Genomic DNA, 22,212 nt, shown 5'->3' with positions numbered 1-22,212 from the left:
GTCAAGCCCGGCCATGACGGAGGGAGATGTTCGACATGACAAAATTCCGCACCCTCGACGACGTCGATCCCAAAGGCAAGCGCGTGCTGCTGCGCGTCGACCTCAACGTGCCCACCGAGAACGGCCACGTCACCGACACGACGCGGCTGGAGCGCGTCGCGCCGACCATCAACGAGATCGCGACCAAGGGCGGCAAGGTCATCCTGCTCGCCCATTTCGGCCGGCCCAAGGGCCGCGATCCGAAGGACTCGCTGAAGCCGGTCGCGGCCGCGCTGTCCGCGGTGATCAAGCGCCCGGTCGCCTTCGCCGATGATTGCATCGGCGAGCCGGCCGCAACCGCCATCGCCGCGATGAAGGACGGCGACGTGCTATGCCTGGAGAACACGCGCTTCCATAAAGAGGAAGAGAAGAACGACCCGGCCTTCGTGGCCGAACTGGCGAAACTCGGCGACATCTGGGTCAACGACGCGTTCTCTGCCGCCCACCGCGCCCATGCCTCGACCGAGGGCCTCGGCCACAAGCTGCCGGCCTATGCCGGCCGCACCATGCAGGCCGAGCTCGACGCGCTGGAGAAGGCGCTGGGGTCGCCCGTCAAGCCGGTCATCGCGATCGTCGGCGGCGCCAAGGTGTCGACCAAGATCGACCTCTTGGAAAACCTCGTCACCAAGGTCGATGCGCTGGTGATCGGCGGCGGCATGGCCAACACCTTCCTTCATGCCCAGGGCGTGCAGATCGGCAAGTCCCTGGCCGAGAAGGATCTCGCCGCGACCGCGCTGCGGATCATGGAGAAGGCGGAAGCCTCGAACTGCGCCATCATCCTGCCGGTCGATGCCACCGTCTCCTATCACTTCGCGGCCAACTCGCCGTCCTTCGCCTATGGCCTGGACGCGATCCCGCCGGACAGCATGATCCTCGACGTCGGCCCGCAATCGACCGCGCGCATCCATGCCGCGATCGACGATGCGGCGACCTTGGTGTGGAACGGCCCGCTGGGCGCCTTCGAGCTGACGCCGTTCGACCGCGGCACGATGGTGGCCGCCAAGCATGCGGCGGAACGGACCAAGGCCAAGAAGCTGATCTCGGTGGCGGGCGGCGGCGATACCGTCGCGGCGCTCAACCAGGCCGGCGTGGCATCGGACTTCAGCTACGTCTCGACCGCCGGCGGCGCCTTCCTGGAGTGGATGGAAGGCAAGCCGCTGCCGGGCGTCGAGGTACTGAAAGTCTGAGACCGCGGAGCTTGTCGGCCATGAATGTTTCTGTTATGTTCCATTCATGGCCGAGGCACCGACGGATGCTGTTCGTCCGATCCTGGTGAAGATCCAGGAAGGCATCGCTGCACTCCGGGCCGAGGTCGGGCAGTTCAGGCAGGACGATCGCGCCGAACACGAGCGGATGGAATCTTTGATCCGCAAGCAGCGCCGCGATGCCGCCGGCATGCTGGTCATGATGCGCGCAACCGCCAGCGACTTCGACGAGCGGGTCAGCGAGGTCGAGGAGCGCATCGCGGCTCTCGAAGCCAGGACGACCTGATCCTGCGGCCTTGGCGTGATCGACCAGCGGCGCCAGCTCGGGTCGCTAACCTCAACATCGCCTGACCGTCCCCTCCTCCCGCCTGCGTCGCCGCCACCCTTGGATTCCGCCCACCGCCGCGTTATGCACGGGAGATCAGTTTCGGCGCGTGCGTCAGCCGCCGCACAGTCCAATTCTTAATCAGGGAGTTCCAGCCATGGCTCGTATTACGTTGCGTCAATTGCTCGATCACGCGGCGGAGCACGATTACGGCGTCCCGGCCTTCAACATCAATAATATGGAGCAGGCGCTGGCGATCATGGAGGCGGCCAATGCGGCCGATGCCCCGGTCATCATCCAGGCCTCGCGCGGCGCCCGCGCCTATGCCAACGACGTCATGCTCAAGCACATGATGGACGCGCTGACCGAGATCTATCCGCAGATCCCGATCTGCGTGCATCTCGATCACGGCAACGAGCCGGCGACCTGCATGACCGCGATCCAGTCCGGCTTCACCTCGGTCATGATGGACGGCTCGCTCAAGGCCGACGGCAAGACGCCCGGCGATTGGGACTACAATGTCGGCGTCACCAAGACGGTGACCACCATGGCGCATCTCGGCGGCATCTCGGTCGAGGGTGAGCTCGGCGTCCTCGGCTCGCTCGAGACCGGCATGGGCGACAAGGAGGATGGCCACGGCGCGGAAGGCAAGCTGTCGCATGATCAGCTTCTGACCAATCCCGACGAGGCGGTGAAGTTCGTGCGCGAGACCAAGGTCGACGCGCTCGCGATCGCGATGGGCACATCGCACGGCGCCTACAAGTTCACGCGCAAGCCGGACGGCGACATTCTCGCGATGAACGTGATCGAGGAGATCCACCGCAAACTGCCGAACACGCATCTGGTGATGCACGGCTCGTCGTCGGTGCCGCAGGACCTGCAGGAGATCATCAATTCCTATGGCGGCAAGATGAAGCCGACCTGGGGCGTGCCGGTCGCCGAGATCCAGCGCGGCATCAAGAACGGCGTGCGCAAGATCAACATCGATACTGACAACCGCATGGCGATGACCGGCCAGATCCGCAAGATCCTGTCGGAGCACCCGGAAGAGTTCGATCCGCGCAAATACCTGAAGCCGGCGATGGAAGCGATGACCAGGCTGTGCAAGCAGCGCTTCGAGGAGTTCAACACCGCCGGCCAGGCCGGCAAGATCAAGCGCGTGCTGACGACCGCGGAGATGGCCAAGCGCTACGCCAAGGGCGAGCTCGACCCGACGGTGGCTTAAGCCTGCCGTCATCGTCGAGGCTTATCGAGCCCAGGCATGGGCGCCAGAGCGATGTCCTCCCTAGAGAGGAGAGGACATCGCTGACGGCCAATTGAAAGGCTGAGGCGAAAGAGGCTCGGCGAAAGAGGCAGCCTGCTTCACCTCTCCGAGAGCCCGCCTTACCTGCGGCCAATGTTCGCTCGGCATCCGCCCGAGAACCGTCTATTTTGATGGGCAGGGCAGGTGCGTCTGGAGCCAAACATGAATCTCTCCGCACTGAACACCGTCGCGCTCGCCATGGTCACCCCCGGGAAGGGCATTCTCGCGGCCGATGAATCCACCGGCACCATCAAGAAGCGCTTCGACGCCATCGCCGTCGAATCCACCGCGCAGAACCGCCGCGACTATCGCGAGATGCTGTTTCGCAGCGACGGCATGACGTTCATCTCCGGCGTCATCCTGTATGACGAGACCATCCGGCAGAACGCCGCCGACGGCACGCCGCTGGTGAAGCTGATCGAGCAGGCCGGCAGCATTCCCGGGATCAAGGTCGACGAGGGCACGCAGCCCCTGCCCGGCTGCCCCGGCGAAACCGTCACGGTGGGACTCGACCGGCTTGCGGATCGGCTGGCGGCGTACTACGCGCTGGGTGCGCGCTTCGCCAAATGGCGAGCGGTGATCGATCTCGACAAGGACAGGATCCCCTCGATGACCGCTGTTCATGTCAATGCGCATGCGCTCGGCCGCTACGCCGCGCTGTGCCAGGCCGCCGGTCTCGTGCCGATCGTCGAGCCAGAGGTGTTGATGGACGGCGATCACGATATCGGTCGCTGCTTCGACGTCACGCGGCGCGTGATGAACGAGGTGTTTCGCGAATTGCGCATCCAGCGGGTTGCACTCGAAGGCATGATCCTGAAGCCGAACATGGTCGTGTCCGGTCAGAAATGCCCTGTGCAGGCCGGCGTCACGGAGGTCGCTGACCGAACCGTGCAGCTCTTGAAGGAGTGCGTGCCGGCGGCCGTGCCGGGTGTCGCCTTCCTGTCGGGCGGACAATCGGATGCACTGGCAACGGCGCATCTCGACGCAATCAACCGGCGCGGCCCGCTGCCTTGGATGCTGACCTTCTCCTATGGCCGCGCATTGCAGGCGGCGCCGCAGCGCGTCTGGGCTGGCCGGACGGCGAACGTCCGCGCCGCGCAGCGCGCCTTCAGCCACCGCGCCCGCATGAACGCGCTGGCGAGCCGCGGTCAATGGACCACCGAACGCGAGAACGAGGCGGCCTGACGTGTCCGACAAGACAGCTCCCGCGCGGCCGGCGCCGCGGCTCTATCTGGCAACCCAAATGGTGACCGATCCGGCCCCGCTCGCGGCCAGCCTGCCGGCGATCCTCGGCAGCGCCGACGTCGCCGCGGTGCTGGTGCGGCTCAAGGAAACCGATCCGCGCAGCATGATCACCACCGTCAAGGCGCTGGCGCCCGCGATCCAGGGCACCGGAGCGGCGCTGCTGATCGACGGCCATCCCGACATCGTGGCCCGCGCCGGCGCCGACGGCGCGCATTTAACGGGGATCAAGGTGCTGGAGGAGGCGCTCCCCGGCCTGAAGCCCGACCGCATCGCCGGGATCGGCGGCTTGTCGACCCGCCACGATTCGATGCGCGCCGGCGAACTCGGCGCCGATTACGTGCTGTTCGGCGAGCGCGACGCCCACGGACGGCGGCCCTCGCCGGACGCGATCAACGAGCGCCTGGCCTGGTGGGCCGAGCTGTTCGAGCCGCCTTGCGTAGGCTACGCCATCTCGCTCAAGGAAGCGGCTGATTTCGTGGCTGCCGGCGCCGATTTCGTGCTGGTCGACGATCTCGTCTGGAACGACGCCCGCGGCCCGGCCGCGGCGTTGGCGGAGATCGGCGCGACGATCCGGGCCGCTCATGCCGCGGCGCCGGTCGCCCCGGCGGGACAGGGCTGAACGGCTGGCGATGACCCTCCTGCGCCTGACATATATGCTTGCGGTGATCGCGGCGGCGACGACGGCGGCGCATGCGCAGATCTCGTTGACGCCGCCGACCCTGCAGCAGCCGCCGGCCGAAAAGCCGAAACCCGCCGAACGGCCCGCCGAGAAGGCCGCCGACAAACCCAAGCCGCCAGCGGTCACGAAGAAGCCGGCGCCCGCCCCTGCCCCGACGGCAAAGCCCGCCGCTCCGGCGCCGGTGGCATCGCCGCAGCCGCCGCAGCCGGCCGCCACCGATCCCAATGTCGACCTGGTCTACGGCGCCTATCAGCGCGGCCAGTACAAGACCGCCTTCGACTTGGCCACGCCCCGCGCCCAGGCCGGAGATCCCAAGGCGATGGCGATGCTGGGCCAGCTGTACGAAAACGCCATGGGCATCCGCCGCGATTACGAGAAGGCGGCGATCTGGTACAAGCGTGCCGCGGAGGCCGGCGACCGCGAGGCGATGTTCGCGCTGGCGATGATGCGCCTGGCGGGGCGCGGCGGCCCCGTGGACAAGCAGGAGGCGGTGAAGCTGCTCGCCTCCGCCGCCAAGCTCGGCGAGCCCAAGGCGGCCTATAATCTCGCACTGCTGTATCTCGACGGCCAGACCCTGCCGCAGGACCTCAAGCGATCCGCCGAGCTGCTGCGCATGGCTGCCGATGCCGGCAATCCGGAGGCGCAATATGCGCTGGCCACCTTCTACAAGGAGGGAACGGGCGTTCCGAAGGACCCGGAAAAGGCGACCCGGCTGCTGCAGGCGGCAGCGGTCGCCGACAATGTCGACGCGGAGGTCGAATACGCCATCGCGCTCTATAACGGGGTCGGCACGCCCGAGAACAAGCCGGCGGCGGTGTCCCTGCTGCGCCGGGCAGCACGGCAGAACAGCCCGATCGCCCAGAACCGGCTCGCCTGGGTGCTCTATTACGGCGCCGGCGCTCCGATGGACAAGGTCGAAGGCTACAAATGGCATTTGGTGGCCAAGACGGCCGGCAAGGGGGATCCCAAGCTCGACGAGAAGTTTGCCGACATGCCGCCCGAGGACCGCGCCAAGGGCGAGCAGGCCGCCAAGCGCTGGCTCGGAACCACCAAATGACCGGCGCCTGATCGGCTCTTGACGTCGCCGCCCCGGCAGGGCACCCACTGCATCCGTCTCACCCGCCTCCGCCCGTCCGGACGAGGCACACCGCGAGCTGCGGTCAGCCCAGCGCATCGAGAACATGATCCATTCCGCCCTCATCAATGTCATGGTCAAGGCCGCGCGCCGGGCCGGCCGCAACCTCAAGCGCGACCTCGGCGAGATCGAGCACCTGCAGGTGTCGCTGAAGGGACCCGCGAACTTCGTCTCCCGCGCCGACAAGAAGGCCGAGGAGATGCTGTACGAGGACCTCTCGAAGGCCCGCCCCGGCTACGGCTTCATCGGCGAGGAAGGCGGCACGCGCGAGGGCAGCGACAAGTCGCATACCTGGATCGTCGATCCGCTCGACGGCACCACCAACTTCCTGCACGGCATCCCGCAATTCGCGATCTCGATCGCGCTGCGCCGCGAGGACACGGTGATCGCCGGCGTGATCTACAACCCGGCCAATGACGAGCTCTATATCGCCGAGCGCGGCAAGGGCGCATTCCTGAACGACCAGCGGCTGCGCGTCGCCGCGCGCCGTCAGCTGCATGAATGCGTCATCGCCTGCGGCCTGCCGCATATCGGCCGCGGCGACCACCAGTTGTTCCTGCGCGAGATGACCGCGCTGCAGCCGAGGGTCGCCGGCCTCCGCCGCTTCGGCGCCGCCTCGCTCGATCTCGCTTTCGTCGCGGCCGGCCGTTTCGATGCCTATTGGGAGCGCGATCTGCAGCCCTGGGACATCGCCGCTGGCATGATCATGGTGCGCGAGGCCGGGGGCACCGTCTCCGACGTCGACGGCAAGACCGACGCGCTGACCACCGGCCACGTGCTGTGTGGCAACGAGGTCATCCACCGCGAGCTGGCCAGGGTGCTGAAGGCGGCGGCGTAACGCCGCCGGGGATACCTTGGGGGCAGAGACCTGCCCCGCGCGGCTCTACCGCCGGCCGCTGGTGAACGCCTGCGGCGTGGCGCCGGGCAGGGCTGGCGAGTTGATGTCGCTGTCGATGCGATCGGACGACTGGCCGGCATAGCTGAAGCCGAGCGACAGGCTGATATTGGACGTCGGCTTGAACTCGACGCCGCCATTGATCGCATAGGCCGGAGTCGAGGTCGATCGCCCGTCGAAGGTCGCGAACGGGCCGCCAAGGCCGGGATTGTATTTCAGCGTATCGAAGCCGCCGTAGAAGCTGACGCCGCTCTTGAAGGTGTAGCCGTATTGCGTACCTTCGGTGGTGTAGGAGCCGAGCGATCCATAGCGGTTGACGATGTTCGAGCTGAGGCCGACGCCCGACAGCGCCGACCAATTGTTCGTCACGCTGTAGCGTCGTGAGAAGAAGCCGCTGTCGGTTCCGTTCGTCGTAAAGCTCGGAACATCGCCGTAGGAATCGAGGCTGCCGGACTCGCTGAAGCCGACCGGCCAGCCCGGAAGCCAGTATTTGACTGGGCCCGACTGGGCGTGGGCCGCGTCAACGCCGAGGCTGAGGCCAGCCAGCAGAAACGCGAAAGCCAATTTGCGTGAGACCATCGACATGCCGTTACCGCTACACGTCTGCGGATCATACACGCGGAGAGTGGCGAACTCCAGACACAGACAGGATATCGAGCGCCGCGAAGCGGGTGCGCTTCCCTCCCCACGCCGCAATCGCGCCAGCGATTATCGGCAGCGGGGAGGGAGCAGAGCATCTGCGGGGATCAAATGTGGCACGATCGTTTGAGCGCGCTGCTCCGATCGCCTACGGCTTCGCCGGCGCCGGCGGTCCGTAGACCTCGCGCTCGGCCATCGGCTGCGGCTTCTCCCGATCGCCCGCGAGCACCCGCTGCACCGAGACGAAGAACACCGGCACCATCAACAGCGCGAGGACCACCACGGCGATCATGCCGCCCATCACATTGGTGCCGAGCGCCTGCTGACTGGCACCGCCGGCGCCTGTGGCCATCGACATCGGCAGCACGCCGCAGACGAAAGCGAGGCCGGTCATGATGATCGGCCGGAAGCGCAGGGAGCAGGCCTCGATCGTCGCCTCCACCAGCGGCTTGCCGTGGGCGCGCAGATCCTTGGCGAACTCGATGATCAGGATGGCATCCTTGGCGGCGAGGCCGATGATGGTGATCAGCGCCACCGTGAAATAGACGTCGTTGGAGAGACCGCGCAGATTGGCCGCGACCACGGCGCCGAGAATGCCGAGCGGCACGGTCAGGAGCACGGCCAGCGGAATGGTCCAGCTTTCGTAGAGCGCAGCGAGACACAGGAACACGACCAGCGCCGACAATCCGAGCAGCAACGGCGCCTGCGAGCCCGACAGCTTCTCCTGCAGCGACTGGCCGGTCCATTCATAGCCGAAGCCACGCGGCAGATTGGCGGCGAGACGCTCCATCTCGTTGAGCGCATCGCCCGAGGTGTAGCCCGCCCTCGCCTCGCCGGAGATGCGGATTGCCGGATAATAGTTGAAGCCGGCGATCTGGCTCGGTCCCTTGGCCCATTGGATCGTCGCGAAGGACGAGAACGGTACCGGCTGTCCCCTCGCGTTCTTGACGCTGTAATTGAGAATGTCGTCCGCATTCATGCGGCTGATGCGGTCGGCCTGAACCACGACGCGCTGCATACGGCCGCGATTCGGAAAGTCGTTGACGTAAGTCGAACCGAGATTGGTCGAGATGGTGTTGTTGATGTCCTCGAAGGTGACGCCGAAGGCGCCGGCCTTCTCGCGGTCGATCATCAGATTGACCTGCGGGCCCTGCGGCAGGCCCTCGATATAGACCTTCTGCAGCACCGGGCTGGCATTGGCCGCGGCAATCAATTGGTCGGCGGCCGCGGTCAGCGCGGCATAGCCCTTCTGGCCGCGGTCCTGCAGGCGGAAGCTGAAGCCCGAGGAGTTGCCGAGATTGTCGATCGGCGGCGGCTGCAGCGCGGTGATCTTGGCATCGCGGAGCGAGGCCAGATCGCGGTTGATGTCGGCGACCAGCGCCGCGGCGCTGTCCTGCTTGCCGCGCTCGGACCAGTCCTTCAGCGAGATGAACGCCTGCGCCGTGTTGACGCCCTGGCCGGCATAGCTGAAGCCGGTCAGGAACGTGACGTCCTCGATGCCCTCGCGCTTGGCCAGATACTTCTCCACCGCCTCGACCGCGGCCTGCGTCCGCGCGTAGGAGGAGTCCGCCGGGGTCTGCACGTCGGTGGTGATGAAGCCCTGGTCGTCGACCGGCAGGAAGCCGCCGGGCAGCTGGATGAAGGCGTAGGTGAGCCCGACGAGGAAGATCGCGTAGATCAGCATCAGCCGTCCGGTGCGCGTCAACGCGCCGCCGACCACGCTTGTGTAGCGGTTGCGGCTTCCGTCCATGAAGCGGTTGAACCAGCCGAACAGCCCCGTTCTGGCATGGCCGTGGCCGGCTTGCACCGGCTTCAACAAGGTGGCGCACAGCGCCGGCGTCAACGACAGCGCCAGCAGCGCCGAGAAGCCGATCGCCGCAACCATGGTGACCGAGAACTGCCGGTAGATAATGCCGACCGAGCCGGGGAAGAACGCCATCGGCACGAACACCGCCATCAGCACCAGCGTAATGCCGATGATGGCGCCGGTGATCTGGCCCATCGCCTTGCGAGTCGCCTCCTTCGGCGACAGCCCCTCCTCGGCCATGATGCGCTCGACATTCTCGACCACGACGATGGCGTCGTCGACAAGGATGCCGACCGCGAGCACCATGCCGAACATCGTCAGCATGTTGATGGAGTAGCCGACCAGCATCAGGGTCGCGCAGGTGCCGAGCAGCGCCACGGGCACCACGATGGTCGGGATGATCGTGTAGCGGATGTTCTGCAGGAACAGGAACATCACCACGAACACCAGCACCACGGCCTCGACCAGGGTCATCAGCACCCGCTTGATCGAGGCCTTCACCACCGGGGTGATGTCGTAGGGAATCTCGTAGCTGATATTGGACGGGAAGAAGCGCGACAGCTCCTTCATCTTGGCCTCGATCGCGCTCGCGGTCGCCAGCGCGTTGCCGGTCGGCGACAGCAGCACCGACAGGCCAGCGGTCGGCTTGCCGTTGAGGCGGGTGTTGAACTGATAGCTCAAGCCGCCGATCTCGATGCGGGCCACGTCGCGCAGCCGCACCGTCGAACCGTCGGGATTGGCGCGCAGCATGATCGACCCGAACTCATCCGGCGAATCGAGCTGGCCCTTGACCAGCACCAGCGCCGAGGTGCGCTGCACGGTCGTCGCCGGCTCGGCGCCGATACTGCCCGAGGCGACCTGCGCGTTCTGGGCGCCGATCGCCTTGGTGACGTCGTCGGCGGTGAGGCCGTAGCCGATCAGCTTGTTCGGGTCGAGCCAGACCCGCAGCGAACGCTCGGTCGAATACAGCGTGGCGCGGCCGACGCCAGGGATGCGCCTGATTTCGCCGAGCACGTTGCGGATCATAAAGTCGCCGAGGCCGATTTCGTCGAGACTGCCGTCGGTCGACTGCAAGGTGATGATCTGCAGCACTGCGGCGGAGGCCTCCTCGACCAGGATGCCCTGCTGAATGACCGCGCGCGGCAGCCGCGCCTCGACGCGCTTCAGCCGGTTCTGCACCTCGACCGACGCATCATTGGTCGACGTGCCCGGCACGAAGTTCGCGGTGATCTCGACCTGGCCGAGCGAGTCGCTGGTGGATTCGAAATTGAGAATGCCGGAGGCGCCGTTGAGCTCCTCCTCGATCAGGCGCGTGACGCTGTTGTAGAGGTTTTCGGGCGAGGCGCCGGGATAGCTGGTCGAGATCGAGATCGAGGGCGGCGCGATGATCGGATATTGCGCCACCGCCAGCAGGGGAATCGCGATCGCGCCGATCAGGCAGATGAAAAGGGCGACGACCCAGGCAAAGATCGGCCTGTCGATGAAGAAGCTCGGCATCGGCGACTAACGCGGCGTCGCGTTCGGCTCGATCTGAGCCGCGGCGCTGGCCTCGGTCCAGGCCTGCGGGGCCACCTTGTCGCCGGCGGCGAATTTCTGGAAGCCGTCGACCACCACCCGGTCGCCGGCCCTGAGGCCGTCGGTAACCAGCACCAGACCGTCCTGGATCGGACCCGTGCGGATCGGCCGCGCGATCGCGCGGTTGTCCTCGCGGATGACGTAGACCTCGGACCCGCCGGCGGCGTTCCGCTGCACCGCCTGCTGCGGCACCGCGACGGAATCGCTGTCGATGCCCTGCTCGATACGCACGCGCACATACATGCCCGGCAGCAGCTCGCGTTTCGGATTGGCGAACTCGCCCCGCAACGTGACCTGGCCGGTGGCAGCGTCGACCTTGGCATCGGAGAACAGCAGCTTGCCCGGAATCGAATACAACGTGCCGTCATCGAGCACGAGCCGGACCTTGATCGCGTCCGGCGCGATCTGGTCGAGATCGCCGGACTCGAAGGCGCGGCGCAGGCGGTTGAGCTCGCTGACCGACTGGGTGAAGTCGGCATAGATCGGATCGAGCTGCTGGATGGTCGCGAGCGAGGTCTCGTTCTGGACCGCGATGGCGCCTTCGCTGACCTGCGCGGCGCCGACGATGCCGTCGATCGGCGCACGCACCGTCGCGTAGTCGAGATTGAGCTGGGCACGCGCGAGATCCGCCTTGCGGGCCTCGACATCGGCCGCCGCCTCGCGCTCGCTCGCGATCGCCTTCTCATGCTCGACCTCGGGCGCGGCGCGCTCCTTGAACAGCAGGTTGATCCTGCGCGCCTGCTGCACGGCGCGCTCATGCACCGCCTCGGCCTTCGCCAGCGCCGCACGGCCCGACATGATTTCCACCTCGAAGGGCTTCGGGTCGATCCGGTACAGCGGATCGCCTGCCTTGACCTCGCTGCCCTGGCGGAACAGCCGCTCGACGACGATGCCCGACACCCGCGGCCGAACGTCGGAGACGCGGGTCGGCGCAATGCGGCCGGGCAGCTCGCGCACGATCGCGCGCGGCTTCTGCTCGACGGTGACGATGCCGACGTCGGGAACGACGGCCTGTTCGTTGGCGGACGCCTGAGCCTGCGTAGCTTCGTTACAGCCGGCCAGCAGCGGCGCGGCAACGGCGAGCATCAATGCGGAGCTGATCAGCACCGCGCGCGAACGAGACATGGGTAATTGCGCCCCTGGATGATGTTGCAAAGCGGTCGACCGGGCGTCCCGGTCATGGCGCCATTCTGGCGGCAATGTCCCGTGCAACATAGAAAGCGCACGCTGCGACGCAACGCAGCAGCCGGGCGGCTTGATGTCACACGAGCCAACCCCTTCATTCCTAATCGCTTTTTACGACTCACCGAATTGTGAGCGTTTTGTGTCGGCGGGTTCCAGCCGGTTCCGCACAGCGAAACCGGCATTGTGCGCCGGTTCCGGCGAATCCGGCAGCCCTCGATTTATGTATTGGCCGGACGCAGACGATAGTGGCTGACGCCCCATTCCCGACCCTCGTCGTGACCGAACAGGCCGGCCGTGGCGAGGAAGAACCAGCGCCAGCGGCGCATCCACAACGCGGTGTCGTCGCCATAGACCGGCTGCAGCGCCTGCAGGATGCGGTCGCGATCGGCGTCGAAATTGGCGAGCCAATCCTTGGCGGTGCGCTGATAATGCGTGCCGCTCCAGCGCCACTCCTTCTCCACCGCGAACAGATCTTCGTGCTGCCGGATCAGGGTGTGGCTCGGCATGATGCCGCCGGTGAAGAAATGCTGCGCGATCCAATCCTCGCGATCATTGCGGTCGAACAGATAGGAGCCGGTGCGGTGGGTGAAGATGTGAATGAACAGCCGCCCCTCCGGCTTCAGCCACGATCTGACGCGCGACAGCAATTGCCGCCAGTTCATCATGTGCTCGAACATCTCGACCGACACCACGCGATCGAACTGGCCGTCCGGCGCGAAGTCGTTCATGTCGGCGGTGACAACACGCAGGTTGAGCAGGCCCCGCGCGCTCGCCATGTCAGCGATGGCGAGACGCTGAGAGTGAGAATTGGACACCGCCGTGATCTGCGCATGCGGAAACTGCCGCGCCATCCACAGCGACAGCGAGCCCCAGCCGCAGCCGAGCTCCAGGATGCGCTGGCCGTCCTGCAGACCGGCATTGGCGACGGTCTGACGTAGCGCCTCCTCCTCCGCCTCCTGCAAGGTCGAGGCCGGGTCCTTGTAGAAGCAGCAGGAATATTTCCGATTGGGCCCCAGCACCCGCGCGAAGAACGCGGCCGGCACCTCGTAATGCTGGCTGTTCGCCGCATCGGTATGCTCGGCGATCGGCCGCATCGCCAGCAGGCGGGCGAACTCTGCGTCGCCCATCGCCTGCGGCTGCGCCAGCCGCGCCGCCGTGCGCGCGCACAATTCATGGATCACGGCACGGATCACTGGATCGGGCAACGGCACGCGCTCGGCGGCGCCGATGATGGTGGAGATGAAGCTCATGCGGTGGCTCCGTCACGCGGCGGCAGGGGAAAGAAGGCGCTGGTGCGCGCCTGGTAGGCCCGGTAGCTGTCGCCGCGCGAGCGCAGCATCTGCTGCTCGAGCGGCGGGATGCCGGTGACATGGACCAGGATCCAGTACATGAACAGCGGCGCCAGCAGGCTCGCGAGGCCCCACGGATTGTCGAATGACAGCGCGATGACAGGGTAGGACAGCCAGCACACCCACTCGAAGAAGTAGTTGGGATGACGCGACCAGCGCCACAGCCCGACGTCACACACCTTGCCCTTGTTGGCGGGATCGGCGCGAAACGCCTTCAGCTGCGCGTCGGCGAGCCCCTCACCGGCGATGCCGAGAAACAGCACCAGGATGCCCAGATAGTCCTGCAGGCGCAGTTCGGCCGCCGGCGCATGGGCGGCGACGAAGATCGCGAACACCAGCGGGATCGAGCCCCAGGCCTGCTGCTGCAGGAACAGAAACATCCGCCGCGGCGCGGCGGCGCCCCATTGCCTGGCGAATTCGGCGTAGCGCGGGTCGTCGGAGATGCCGCGGCTGCGCACCGCGACGTGGCCGCCCAGCCGCACCGCCCAGATCGCAACCAGGACCGCCACCAGCCATTGCCGCGCATTCGGCGCGGCACCGCCGACCGGCCAGATCGCCCCGGCAGCGCCGACGAGGCCGACGGAAAATGTCCAGATCGTGTCAACCCAGCCCGAATTGCCGCTGCGCTGCTGCACCATCCAGGCCAGCGCCATCAGCACGGACATCGCCAGCGCCATCGCCAGCAGAGCTTGCAGATATTCCAGGATGGTCATGACAAAGCCCGGGCATTCCAGCTAAATATAAGCCACGGGACTAACTACGCCGCGGACGCCCGCCGGTTTCAGCCACAGTTCCGCGCAGGGGACGGGAATTGCGCCGATCGCGGCTTTTCTCCCGCCGCTGCTGTGCCATAGTGGATTTTCGGGACCGGTCCCCCCGCAACGGATGTCATCGACAATGCCTCAAGGCTCCCCTTCCCGCTCCGCGATGGACGTCGCAATGACCAAATTGTCCACGCCCCGGATCTTCCTGGTGCGGATGCTGGTCTTCCTGGTGCTGTGCGCCCTGGTCGGGGTGGTGCTCTACAAGCAGATCATCATGGCGTTCTTCGCCAATCCGGGGCTCAACGCACTGATCGGTGCGGTGCTGCTGATCGGCGTCGTCTTATCGTTCCGGCAGGTCATCCGGCTCTATCCCGAAGTGTCCTGGGTCAACAATTTCCGCATCGCCGATCCCGGCCTGGCGGTGCCCCGCCACCCGACCCTGCTGGCTCCGATGGCCGCGATCCTCGGCCGCGAACGCTCCGGCCGAATGTCGATCTCGCAGCAGACGATGCGCCATCTGCTGGATTCGATCGCCACCCGCCTGGACGAGGCCCGCGACATCTCGCGCTACATGACCGGCCTGCTGGTCTTCCTCGGCCTGCTCGGCACCTTCTGGGGCCTGATCGAAACCGTCGGCTCGGTCGGCAAGGTGATCGACGGGCTCAAGGTCGGCGGCGACGCCGGCGCGCTGTTCGACACGTTGAAGGGCGGCTTGGCGGCGCCGCTCAGCGGCATGGGCATCTCGTTCTCGTCCTCGCTGTTCGGCCTCGCCGGATCGCTGATCCTCGGCTTCCTCGACCTGCAATCGAGCCAGGCGCAGAACCGCTTCTATACCGACCTCGAGGACTGGCTCGCCGGCACCGTGCGCGAATTTGGCGGCAGCGGCGACGGCGCGAGCGGAGATCTCGCCATCGCCGTCGAGCGGCTGCGGACGGCCATGGAGGAAGGATCGGGCCGCGGCGCCACCGCGGCGATGGCCAACCTCGCCGAGGCGATCCAGGGCCTGGTCGGCCACATGCGCACCGAGCAGCAGATGATCCGGGAATGGGCCGACGGCCAGGGCGAGCAGAACCGCGAGATCAAGCGGCTCCTGGAGCGGCTCGCGCGGCAGACGGAAAAGAGCTAGCGCGCAACCGCGCTTGCGTTGGCAGTTCTGAGGAGACGCTGAATGGCGCTTGCCCGTACCCGCCGTGGAGATTCCGGCCTCAACTACTGGCCGGGCTTCGTCGACGCGCTGTCGACGCTGGTGCTGTCGATCGTGTTCCTGCTGACCGTCTTCCTGGTGGTGCAGTTCTTCCTGTCGCAGGAGGTCACCGGCAAGGACAAGGCGCTGGAGCAGCTCAACGCCAAGATCGCGCAGCTCAACGAGATGCTGTCGCTGGAGAAGCTCGGCAAGCTCTCGCTGGATGACCAGGTCGCGCAATTGCGCGCGGGCCTCGCCAACGCCGAAGCCGAGCGCGACCGCGTCAAAGGTCTGTATGACGGCCTTGCCAGCGCCGGCAGCAATGCCGCCGGCCGGACCAACGAGCTGAACCGGGCGCTCGATTCCGAGAAGCAGGTCACCGCGCGGGCGATGGCCCAGATCGAGGTGCTGAACCAGCAGATCAGTGCGCTCAGGCGCCAGCTCGCCGCGCTCGAGGATGCGCTCGACGCCTCCGAAAAGCGCGACAAGGAATCGCAGAACCGCATCGCCGATCTCGGCTCCCGCCTCAACGTCGCGCTGGCGCAGCGGGTGCAGGAGCTGACGCGCTATCGCTCCGAATTCTTCGGCCGGCTGCGCGCGATCCTCGGCAACCGTCCCGACATCCGCGTCGTCGGCGACCGCTTCGTATTCCAGTCGGAGGTGTTCTTCGACACCGGCCAGGCTACCCTGCTGCCCGAGGGACAACAGGAGCTGAACTCGGTGGCCACGGCGCTGGTTGATCTCGACAAGCAGATCCCGACCGAGATCTCCTGGGTGCTGCGGGTCGACGGCCATACCGATGTGCGGCCGATCAACAGCCCCGTGTTCAAGTCGAACTGGGAATTGTCGTCGGCGCGCGCCATCTCGGTGGTGCAATATCTGATCTCGCTCGGCGTGCCCGCGCAGCGCCTCGTCGCCGCCGGCTTTGCCGAATTCCAGCCGCTCGATCCCGGCAACACCGAAGATGCCTTCCGCCGCAACCGCCGCATCGAATTGAAGCTGACGGAGCGGTGACGCCGAACGTCTCATTGCGGCCCTATCGCGCGGCGGACGAGGACGCGGCGATCGCGTTATGGCAGGCGACGTGGCAGCTGGCCTATCCCGCGATCGACTTCGCGGCGCGGATGCCGTGGTGGCGCGCGCGCTGGCGCAACGAGCTGGTGCCGAACGCCGAGGTGATCGTCGCCGAGACGGACGGCGCGCTCGCGGGCTTCGTGACCATTGATGCCACGGGCTATCTCGATCAGCTCGTGGTCGCGCCGCAGCATTGGGGTTCGCCGCTCGCGACGCGCCTGGTCGAGGCCGCGAAGGCGAGGTCCCCCGGCGGCATCACGCTGCTGGTCAACACCGACAACGCCCGCGCCATCCGGTTCTACAAGCGCAGCGGCTTCGTCGAGGCCGGCGCGGACGTCAATCCGACCTCGGGCCGCCCGGTCCTGCGCATGGCGTGGACGCCTTAATCGCCTCCCGATCGCAGCGACACATACCGCCGTCGTCCCGACAACCGAGCGACCACAGGCCGCAGCAGGGTTTGGCGAAGAACGATGTGGCGAGTATCGCCCGCCCCTGCTTTCGCAGGGGCGACACCGCGTATGGGGTGAACAGCAACTACACGCCGCGAAACAGCACACCGATCGTGAGCACCACGAAGGCGATCGCCAGCGCGTCGAAGGCATGCGCGGCCGACAGCAGCGGCACCGAGGCGTGCATGTAGTGCGCGAGCATCGCGACCAGGGCGAGCACTAGCGCGATCGCGAAGATCACGAAGGAGGGGGGCGTGAGGGCAAAACTGCCACGACGGTAAGGCATGCGCGCTGCTCCTGTGCGGTCAAGTGTGCGGTCGGCGCACATCGAGCGCCGCGCCAACTGTTCCGGCAGGGAACGTACAAGGCCCGAGAAAGGTTGCAGGTCCGCCGCGAGAATTCGTGGGTGTGTTTGCACGTCGTCATGGCCGGGCTTGTCCCGCCATTCACGTCATCCTCCCCCCTCGGAACAACGTGGATGCCCGGGACAAGCCCAGGCATGACGGCCTAAATCATTGTTGGGCGTTCCTGCTGCGCTTGAGCCAATTGGTCAAACGCGATCGCCCTGCTGTGCACGGGAGTGCCGAAACTACACGCCTTCGAACTGCAGCCGCGCCAGCCGGGCATAGAGGCCGTTGGCGGCGACCAGCGAGCTGTGCGTGCCCTGCTCGACGATCCGGCCGCGGTCCATGACCAGGATGCGGTCGCAGGACAGCACGGTGGCGAGGCGATGCGCGATCACCAAGGTGGTCCGGTCCTTCATCAGGCCTTCGAGCGCGGTCTGCACCAGCGTCTCGCTCTCGGCGTCGAGCGCCGAGGTCGCCTCGTCGAGGAGCAGCAGCGGCGCGTCGCGCAGGATGGCGCGCGCGATCGCAATGCGCTGGCGCTGGCCGCCCGACAGAGTCACGCCGCGCTCGCCGAGCGGGGTGTCGAAGCCTTCCGGCAGCCGGCGAATGAACTCGCTGGCATGGGCGAGATCGGCCGCGCGCTCGACCTCGGCGTCCGACGCCTCCGGCCGGCCGAAACGGATGTTCTCGCGCGCACTCGCCGCAAACACCACGGACTCCTGCGGCACCAGCGCGATGCGCTCGCGCACCTTGCGCGGATCGGCGGCGCGCACCGGCACGCCGTCGACCGAGATCGCGCCGGAGGCCGGATCGTAGAACCGCAGCAGCAGATGAAACAACGTGCTCTTGCCGGCGCCGGAGGGGCCGACGATCGCGACCTTCTCGCCGGCGCGGATCGCAAACGAGACATCCTCGAGCACGCGGACATCGCGACGGCTCGGATAGGCGAAGCTGACACGGTCGAAGCTGATGTCGCCGCGCGCAGGCTCCGGCAAAGCCGCGGGGTGTGCCGGCGCCTTGATGTCCGGTTGGACATGCAGGAGTTCGAACAACCGCTCGGCGGCGCCGGAGGCGGCCGAGACCTCGCCCCACACCTCCGAGAGCTGGCCGAGCCCCGCGGCGGCGAACGCCGCATAAAGCACGAACTGGCCGAGCCGCCCGGCACTGATATTGCCGGTCAGCACGTCATGCGAGCCGACCCAGAGGATCGCGACCACGCTGGAGAACACGATGAAGATGATGATCGCGGTGAGCACGCCGCGGGCCTGGGTCGAGACCCGCGCCGCCTCATAGGCCTGCTCGACCTCGCCGCCGAACCGCCCTGCCGCCAGCTTTTCGCTGGTATAGGCCTGCACCGTGCGGATGGCGCCGACCAGTTCGGAGGCATAGGCCGAGGCATCGGCCAGAGTATCCTGGGCGTTGCGCGACAGACGCCGGACCCAGCGGCCGAATGCGACCAGCGGCATCACGATCAGCGGGATCGCCAACAGCACGAAGCCGGACAGTTTGGGGCTGGTAAAGACCATCATGCCGGTGGCGCCGACGAACAGCAGCAGATTGCGCAGCGCGATCGAGACCGAGGCACCGGCCGCCGACTTGATCTGCGTGGTGTCGGCGGTGAGCCGCGACACCAGCTCGCCGGACCGCGCCGAATCGAAGAAAGACGGCGACAGCGACATCAGATGCGCGAACACGTCGCGGCGGATATCGGCGACGATGCGCTCGCCGATCGTCATCACGAGGTAATAGCGGGCGGCGCTGGCCAGGGCGAGCACGGCCACCACGGCGATCATGACGCTGAAATAGCTGTTGATCAGCTCGATGCCCTTCGGCGTGAAGCCGAAATCGATCATGCGCCGCACCGCGACCGGCACCAGCAGGGTGGTCAGCGCGGCGATCGTCAGCGAGATCAGCGCGAGGAGGGCACGGCCGCGATAGCGGGCGATGTAGGGGGCGAGCGCAAGCAGCGGCCGCAGCTTGGACCGGCGGACCGGGGTCGTGGGCTCGATCAGCGCTTCGACGGCCGCAGCCGCGTCGCCGACCGGGTCCTGCCCTGGAGGAACAACGCTCTGCCGCTCGTCCAGCCGTTCCACTGCGCTCATGAGGCCACCTGAGAATTCATCCAATCTGTCGTCGTGATAGGCCCGCCGCACCGGCCTTGGCAAATCCGGTAATATACCAAGGTGGATGGCGGATCCTGGCTTGTTTCGCGACCTTGGCTTGTTTTGGGCGGGACCTTGGGCTATAGACCGCGCCAATTGTCCCCCTTCAGTGACGGCAGGATGAGGCGCGACCGCGCCCTGTCATGTCTAACGCATTGCGCCCTAGGATCCGCCATGAAAGCCGACATTCACCCGAATTATCATACGATTACCGTCGTGATGACCGACGGCACCGAGTATCAGACCCGTTCGACCTGGGGCAAAGAGGGCGACAAGCTCAACCTCGACATCGACCCGAAGTCGCATCCGGCCTGGACCGGCGGCACCCAGCAGATCATGGACCGCGGCGGCCGCGTCTCGCGCTTCCAGAAGAAGTTCCAGGGTTTCCTCAAGAAGGATTGATGCAGCGCGCGGGCCTCAAGCGCCCGCAGCACTGGCAGCCTGACAGCAAAACGCCCCCGGAAACGGGGGCGTTTTTGTTGCGCGTGTCGCTGCGGCGGTGCCGGCGAGCTCGGCCTGCGCCGAGCCCCGGGATTCGAGGCTTACTGCTCGAAGGCAGCCTTCAGCCGGTTGAGATGCGGCACCAGCGGATTGCCGATCGCGCTCTGGTCCGGCGGCGGGGAATGGATCGTGGCGTCGAGGCGGCGGACCCGCCCCTGCAGGCTCATCGAGCGCGCGATCAGGTCCTGCAGCTGCTGCGGCAGCTTCTCCAGGAGGTCGGCCGGCCCGGGATCTGCGGCGGTGAGCTTGACCTTGGTCTTCTCCCGATTGGCTTGACCCAGCGTCATCTCGCCTTCCTTCACGGCGCGGTGCAGCAGCAGCCAGGACGCCAGCTGCATCAGGCGCGTGGTGAGCCGCATGCTCTCGGTCGCGTAGGTCAGGCTGACGGCGCGATCCAGCGCCTTCGCTTCGTTGCGGCCGTCGCCATCGAGATAGGCGGCGGTCTCCTCGACCAGATCCATGCCCTCCCGAAACAGCGCGCCGAATGCAGCAGAATTGGTGAGCCGCTCATTGAACTGAACCAGAGCGCCATCGCCCAGCAAACGGTCCGACATGGTTAACGCCTCATAAACGCGACTGATTTACGCAATCCGGCCACCGCGCCGGTATGATGAACAAATCATTGCGCGACGGCTTTTCAGAGTCCAGCGGCAACGCCTTTTATGGTTTCCACGGCGTGGGGCGAGCGTCCTTCATACCGCTCGTGATGCGAGCAACGGTAGCTGGACAACGCAAAAAAAGAGCCGCCGTTTCCGGCGGCTTTTGAAGTTGATAACAGGGAGGCGTCAAACAGAGTGGACAGGAGCCACTCGGTGTCCAAACGAGGACGGTTCCGGTTGTAAACCCGAAAGCTTAATCAACCGTAAATGGCGAAAATTTTTCAAACTTCATTAGCCATGTCGGCCACTGGCCGACCGTCACTCGCCGACCGTATTTCTACCTGCTGGAACAGGTCAGGATTTGAAGATGCTGGCGGCGGCGTCGCGCGATGCGCGCTTCTTGGCCAGCGCCTGCTCGACCCGCTCGATCTCACTTCGCAACAGCGCAATGCGGCCGGTCAGTTCCTCGACGGAGAGCATCGCGAGATCCTGACCGATCTCATGTGACCCTGCCTTGCGCGGCCGGTCGTCGTCCTCGTTTGCCATCGCCCCCTCCTCCCGGTTGCCAGCCCGGCCCCGGCTGGCTTAAGCACGCCCAGCACACCGTCTCAATATCCTGGTCTCAACGTCGTGCTGAAGGACATCTCATGGAACAGCTGCCCGCGCAAATGACCGTGGTCGCCATCAGCAAGCCGGGTGGCCCCGAGGTGCTGCAGCCCGAGACCCGGCCGGTTCCCAAGCCGGGTCCCGGCGAAATCCTGATCAAGGTGAAGGCTGCGGGGGTCAACCGTCCCGACGTCGCTCAGCGCTCCGGCAGCTACCCGCCGCCGCCAGGCGCCAGCGACCTGCCGGGCCTGGAGGTTGCGGGCGAAGTGGTGGCGCTCGGCGACGGCGCTGTGCGGCATCGGCTGGGCGATCATGTGATGTCGCTGGTCGCCGGCGGCGGCTACGCCGAATATTGCATCGCCCAGGACGCGCAGGCGATGGCCGTGCCATCGGCCCTGTCGATCCTGGAGGCCGGCGCCCTCCCCGAGACCTTGATGACGGTGTGGCACAACGTGTTCGAGCGCGGCGGACTGACCGCGGGCGAGACCCTGCTGGTTCATGGCGGCTCGTCCGGCATCGGCACCATGGCGATCCAGCTCGCCAAGGCGTTCGGCGCCAGGGTGCTGGTCACCGTCGGCTCGCCGGACAAGGCGGCTGCCTGCGTCAAGCTCGGCGCCGACCGTGCCATCAACTACAAGACGGAAGATTTCGTCGCCGTGGTCAAGGAAGCGACCGGCGGCAAGGGCGCCAACGTCATCCTCGACATGGTCGGCGGCGACTATATCGAGCGCAATTACGACGCCGCGGCCACCGATGGCCGCATCGTTCAGATCGCCTTCCTGGGTAGCCCGAAGGCCACCGTGAACTTCGTCAAGCTGATGGTGAAGCGCCTCACCCACACCGGATCGACCTTGCGCCCGCGCAGCAACGCCGACAAAGCGGCGATGGTGGCGGCGATCGAGGCCAAGGTGATGCCGTTGCTGCGCGAGGGCCGCATCAAGCCGCTGATGGACTCGACCTTTCCGCTGGTCGAGGCCGCGAAAGCGCATGCGCGCATGGAGACCAGCCAACATATTGGCAAAATTGTGTTGGAAATCTAGGCGCAGTCTAAACAGAGCGTGTTTGGAAACTCTTTGTTTTTCCTCGCTTTCGTGCCAATGATCGCGCACATCTGAACCGTGCCTGGAACGGCTCCAAATCCTTTGC

The 22,212-nt window shown here is 66.3% G+C and carries 21 protein-coding genes; 12 read left to right on the top strand and 9 right to left on the bottom strand.

What is annotated here, in order from left to right; genetic code table 11:
• The first annotated feature begins 35 nt into the window (after positions 1-35).
• From HL671_RS07735 to HL671_RS07705, 7 genes are all read left to right on the top strand, one after another.
• Positions 36-1,226, top strand: a complete 1,191-nt coding sequence (locus tag HL671_RS07735) for a phosphoglycerate kinase (RefSeq protein WP_012046746.1) — start codon at positions 36-38, stop codon at positions 1,224-1,226.
• A 46-nt stretch (positions 1,227-1,272) separates the two neighbouring features.
• Positions 1,273-1,530, top strand: a complete 258-nt coding sequence (locus HL671_RS07730; protein ID WP_172236060.1) for a hypothetical protein — start codon at positions 1,273-1,275, stop codon at positions 1,528-1,530.
• A 196-nt stretch (positions 1,531-1,726) separates the two neighbouring features.
• A complete protein-coding gene (gene fba / locus HL671_RS07725; protein ID WP_172236059.1) occupies positions 1,727-2,794 on the top strand; it encodes a class II fructose-bisphosphate aldolase in 1,068 nt (355 codons plus the stop codon).
• Positions 2,795-3,034: 240 nt separating this feature from the next.
• On the top strand, positions 3,035-4,057 hold the full coding sequence (locus tag HL671_RS07720) for a class I fructose-bisphosphate aldolase (protein ID WP_172236058.1): 1,023 nt from the start codon (positions 3,035-3,037) through the stop codon (positions 4,055-4,057).
• A 1-nt stretch (position 4,058) separates the two neighbouring features.
• Positions 4,059-4,736 carry a thiamine phosphate synthase gene (locus HL671_RS07715; protein ID WP_012046750.1) on the top strand — a complete coding sequence of 226 codons (678 nt, stop codon included), beginning with the start codon at positions 4,059-4,061 and terminating at the stop codon, positions 4,734-4,736.
• 10 nt (positions 4,737-4,746) lie between these two features.
• Positions 4,747-5,853 carry a tetratricopeptide repeat protein gene (locus HL671_RS07710; protein WP_172236057.1) on the top strand — a complete coding sequence of 369 codons (1,107 nt, stop codon included), beginning with the start codon at positions 4,747-4,749 and terminating at the stop codon, positions 5,851-5,853.
• A gap of 124 nt (positions 5,854-5,977) precedes the next feature.
• Positions 5,978-6,769 (top strand): inositol monophosphatase family protein, encoded by a 792-nt coding sequence (locus HL671_RS07705; protein ID WP_012046752.1) that lies wholly within the window; start codon positions 5,978-5,980, stop codon positions 6,767-6,769.
• A 45-nt stretch (positions 6,770-6,814) separates the two neighbouring features.
• Here the strand turns inward: HL671_RS07705 and HL671_RS07700 are convergent, their stop codons facing one another.
• The 5 genes from HL671_RS07700 to HL671_RS07680 form a co-directional block, all read right to left on the bottom strand.
• Entirely contained in the window at positions 6,815-7,411 is a 597-nt protein-coding gene (locus tag HL671_RS07700) for an outer membrane protein (RefSeq protein ID WP_172236056.1), read from the bottom strand.
• 202 nt (positions 7,412-7,613) lie between these two features.
• Positions 7,614-10,769 (bottom strand): multidrug efflux RND transporter permease subunit, encoded by a 3,156-nt coding sequence (locus HL671_RS07695; RefSeq protein WP_012046754.1) that lies wholly within the window; start codon positions 10,767-10,769, stop codon positions 7,614-7,616.
• A 6-nt stretch (positions 10,770-10,775) separates the two neighbouring features.
• Complete coding sequence (locus tag HL671_RS07690; RefSeq protein ID WP_210263805.1) at positions 10,776-11,972, bottom strand: efflux RND transporter periplasmic adaptor subunit; 1,197 nt, start codon at positions 11,970-11,972, stop codon at positions 10,776-10,778.
• Between the two features lie 278 nt (positions 11,973-12,250).
• Positions 12,251-13,282, bottom strand: coding sequence for an SAM-dependent methyltransferase (locus HL671_RS07685; protein ID WP_012046756.1), 1,032 nt, complete (start codon positions 13,280-13,282; stop codon positions 12,251-12,253).
• Complete coding sequence (locus tag HL671_RS07680) at positions 13,279-14,094, bottom strand: DUF1295 domain-containing protein (protein WP_172236055.1); 816 nt, start codon at positions 14,092-14,094, stop codon at positions 13,279-13,281. Before HL671_RS07680 ends, HL671_RS07685 begins: the two co-directional genes overlap by 4 nt.
• 184 nt (positions 14,095-14,278) lie before the next feature.
• On the opposite strand from HL671_RS07680, the gene HL671_RS07675 reads away from it, so the two are divergent.
• The 3 genes from HL671_RS07675 to HL671_RS07665 are packed head-to-tail and all read left to right on the top strand — an operon-like array spanning position 14,279 to position 16,788.
• Positions 14,279-15,271: a hypothetical protein gene (locus HL671_RS07675; protein WP_012046758.1), complete on the top strand. Its 993-nt coding sequence runs from the start codon at positions 14,279-14,281 to the stop codon at positions 15,269-15,271.
• Between the two features lie 42 nt (positions 15,272-15,313).
• Positions 15,314-16,342 (top strand): peptidoglycan -binding protein, encoded by a 1,029-nt coding sequence (locus tag HL671_RS07670; RefSeq protein ID WP_172236054.1) that lies wholly within the window; start codon positions 15,314-15,316, stop codon positions 16,340-16,342.
• Positions 16,339-16,788: a GNAT family N-acetyltransferase gene (locus HL671_RS07665; protein ID WP_172236053.1), complete on the top strand. Its 450-nt coding sequence runs from the start codon at positions 16,339-16,341 to the stop codon at positions 16,786-16,788. The genes HL671_RS07670 and HL671_RS07665 overlap by 4 nt, the downstream gene beginning before the upstream one ends.
• A gap of 148 nt (positions 16,789-16,936) precedes the next feature.
• Here HL671_RS07665 and HL671_RS07660 read toward each other — a convergent pair whose 3' ends face one another.
• Both HL671_RS07660 and HL671_RS07655 read right to left on the bottom strand, forming a co-directional pair.
• Positions 16,937-17,137 carry a hypothetical protein gene (locus HL671_RS07660; RefSeq protein ID WP_006614616.1) on the bottom strand — a complete coding sequence of 67 codons (201 nt, stop codon included), beginning with the start codon at positions 17,135-17,137 and terminating at the stop codon, positions 16,937-16,939.
• Between the two features lie 303 nt (positions 17,138-17,440).
• Positions 17,441-19,300 carry an ABC transporter ATP-binding protein/permease gene (locus HL671_RS07655; RefSeq protein ID WP_172236052.1) on the bottom strand — a complete coding sequence of 620 codons (1,860 nt, stop codon included), beginning with the start codon at positions 19,298-19,300 and terminating at the stop codon, positions 17,441-17,443.
• Positions 19,301-19,534: 234 nt separating this feature from the next.
• Between HL671_RS07655 and rpmE the strand changes: the two genes are divergently transcribed.
• Complete coding sequence (rpmE, locus tag HL671_RS07650) at positions 19,535-19,762, top strand: 50S ribosomal protein L31 (RefSeq protein WP_012046762.1); 228 nt, start codon at positions 19,535-19,537, stop codon at positions 19,760-19,762.
• A gap of 140 nt (positions 19,763-19,902) precedes the next feature.
• Here rpmE and rcdA read toward each other — a convergent pair whose 3' ends face one another.
• Positions 19,903-20,415, bottom strand: coding sequence for a protease adaptor protein RcdA (gene rcdA / locus HL671_RS07645; RefSeq protein WP_012046763.1), 513 nt, complete (start codon positions 20,413-20,415; stop codon positions 19,903-19,905).
• A gap of 399 nt (positions 20,416-20,814) precedes the next feature.
• Positions 20,815-21,006: a DUF1192 domain-containing protein gene (locus HL671_RS07640; RefSeq protein ID WP_172236051.1), complete on the bottom strand. Its 192-nt coding sequence runs from the start codon at positions 21,004-21,006 to the stop codon at positions 20,815-20,817.
• Between the two features lie 101 nt (positions 21,007-21,107).
• Between HL671_RS07640 and HL671_RS07635 the strand changes: the two genes are divergently transcribed.
• On the top strand, positions 21,108-22,106 hold the full coding sequence (locus tag HL671_RS07635; protein WP_172236050.1) for an NAD(P)H-quinone oxidoreductase: 999 nt from the start codon (positions 21,108-21,110) through the stop codon (positions 22,104-22,106).
• Positions 22,107-22,212: the final 106 nt, after the last annotated feature.

Source organism: Bradyrhizobium denitrificans, assembly GCF_013179005.1.
Classification (GTDB): domain Bacteria; phylum Pseudomonadota; class Alphaproteobacteria; order Rhizobiales; family Xanthobacteraceae; genus Bradyrhizobium; species Bradyrhizobium denitrificans.
This window is presented reverse-complemented; position numbering and strand designations above follow the sequence as displayed.

Coding starts and splice junctions, on each gene's coding strand:
- HL671_RS07700 (WP_172236056.1), bottom strand. CDS start 7,411: ATGTCGATGGTCTCACGCAAATTGGCTTTCGCGTTTCTGCTGGCTGGC.
- HL671_RS07655 (WP_172236052.1), bottom strand. CDS start 19,300: ATGAGCGCAGTGGAACGGCTGGACGAGCGGCAGAGCGTTGTTCCTCCA.
- HL671_RS07670 (WP_172236054.1), top strand. CDS start 15,314: ATGGCGCTTGCCCGTACCCGCCGTGGAGATTCCGGCCTCAACTACTGG.
- HL671_RS07675 (WP_012046758.1), top strand. CDS start 14,279: ATGCCTCAAGGCTCCCCTTCCCGCTCCGCGATGGACGTCGCAATGACC.
- HL671_RS07710 (WP_172236057.1), top strand. CDS start 4,747: ATGACCCTCCTGCGCCTGACATATATGCTTGCGGTGATCGCGGCGGCG.
- fba (WP_172236059.1), top strand. CDS start 1,727: ATGGCTCGTATTACGTTGCGTCAATTGCTCGATCACGCGGCGGAGCAC.
- HL671_RS07730 (WP_172236060.1), top strand. CDS start 1,273: ATGGCCGAGGCACCGACGGATGCTGTTCGTCCGATCCTGGTGAAGATC.
- rcdA (WP_012046763.1), bottom strand. CDS start 20,415: ATGTCGGACCGTTTGCTGGGCGATGGCGCTCTGGTTCAGTTCAATGAG.
- HL671_RS07660 (WP_006614616.1), bottom strand. CDS start 17,137: ATGCCTTACCGTCGTGGCAGTTTTGCCCTCACGCCCCCCTCCTTCGTG.
- rpmE (WP_012046762.1), top strand. CDS start 19,535: ATGAAAGCCGACATTCACCCGAATTATCATACGATTACCGTCGTGATG.
- HL671_RS07685 (WP_012046756.1), bottom strand. CDS start 13,282: ATGAGCTTCATCTCCACCATCATCGGCGCCGCCGAGCGCGTGCCGTTG.
- HL671_RS07680 (WP_172236055.1), bottom strand. CDS start 14,094: ATGACCATCCTGGAATATCTGCAAGCTCTGCTGGCGATGGCGCTGGCG.
- HL671_RS07705 (WP_012046752.1), top strand. CDS start 5,978: ATGATCCATTCCGCCCTCATCAATGTCATGGTCAAGGCCGCGCGCCGG.
- HL671_RS07635 (WP_172236050.1), top strand. CDS start 21,108: ATGGAACAGCTGCCCGCGCAAATGACCGTGGTCGCCATCAGCAAGCCG.
- HL671_RS07640 (WP_172236051.1), bottom strand. CDS start 21,006: ATGGCAAACGAGGACGACGACCGGCCGCGCAAGGCAGGGTCACATGAG.
- HL671_RS07695 (WP_012046754.1), bottom strand. CDS start 10,769: ATGCCGAGCTTCTTCATCGACAGGCCGATCTTTGCCTGGGTCGTCGCC.
- HL671_RS07690 (WP_210263805.1), bottom strand. CDS start 11,972: ATGTCTCGTTCGCGCGCGGTGCTGATCAGCTCCGCATTGATGCTCGCC.
- HL671_RS07720 (WP_172236058.1), top strand. CDS start 3,035: ATGAATCTCTCCGCACTGAACACCGTCGCGCTCGCCATGGTCACCCCC.
- HL671_RS07735 (WP_012046746.1), top strand. CDS start 36: ATGACAAAATTCCGCACCCTCGACGACGTCGATCCCAAAGGCAAGCGC.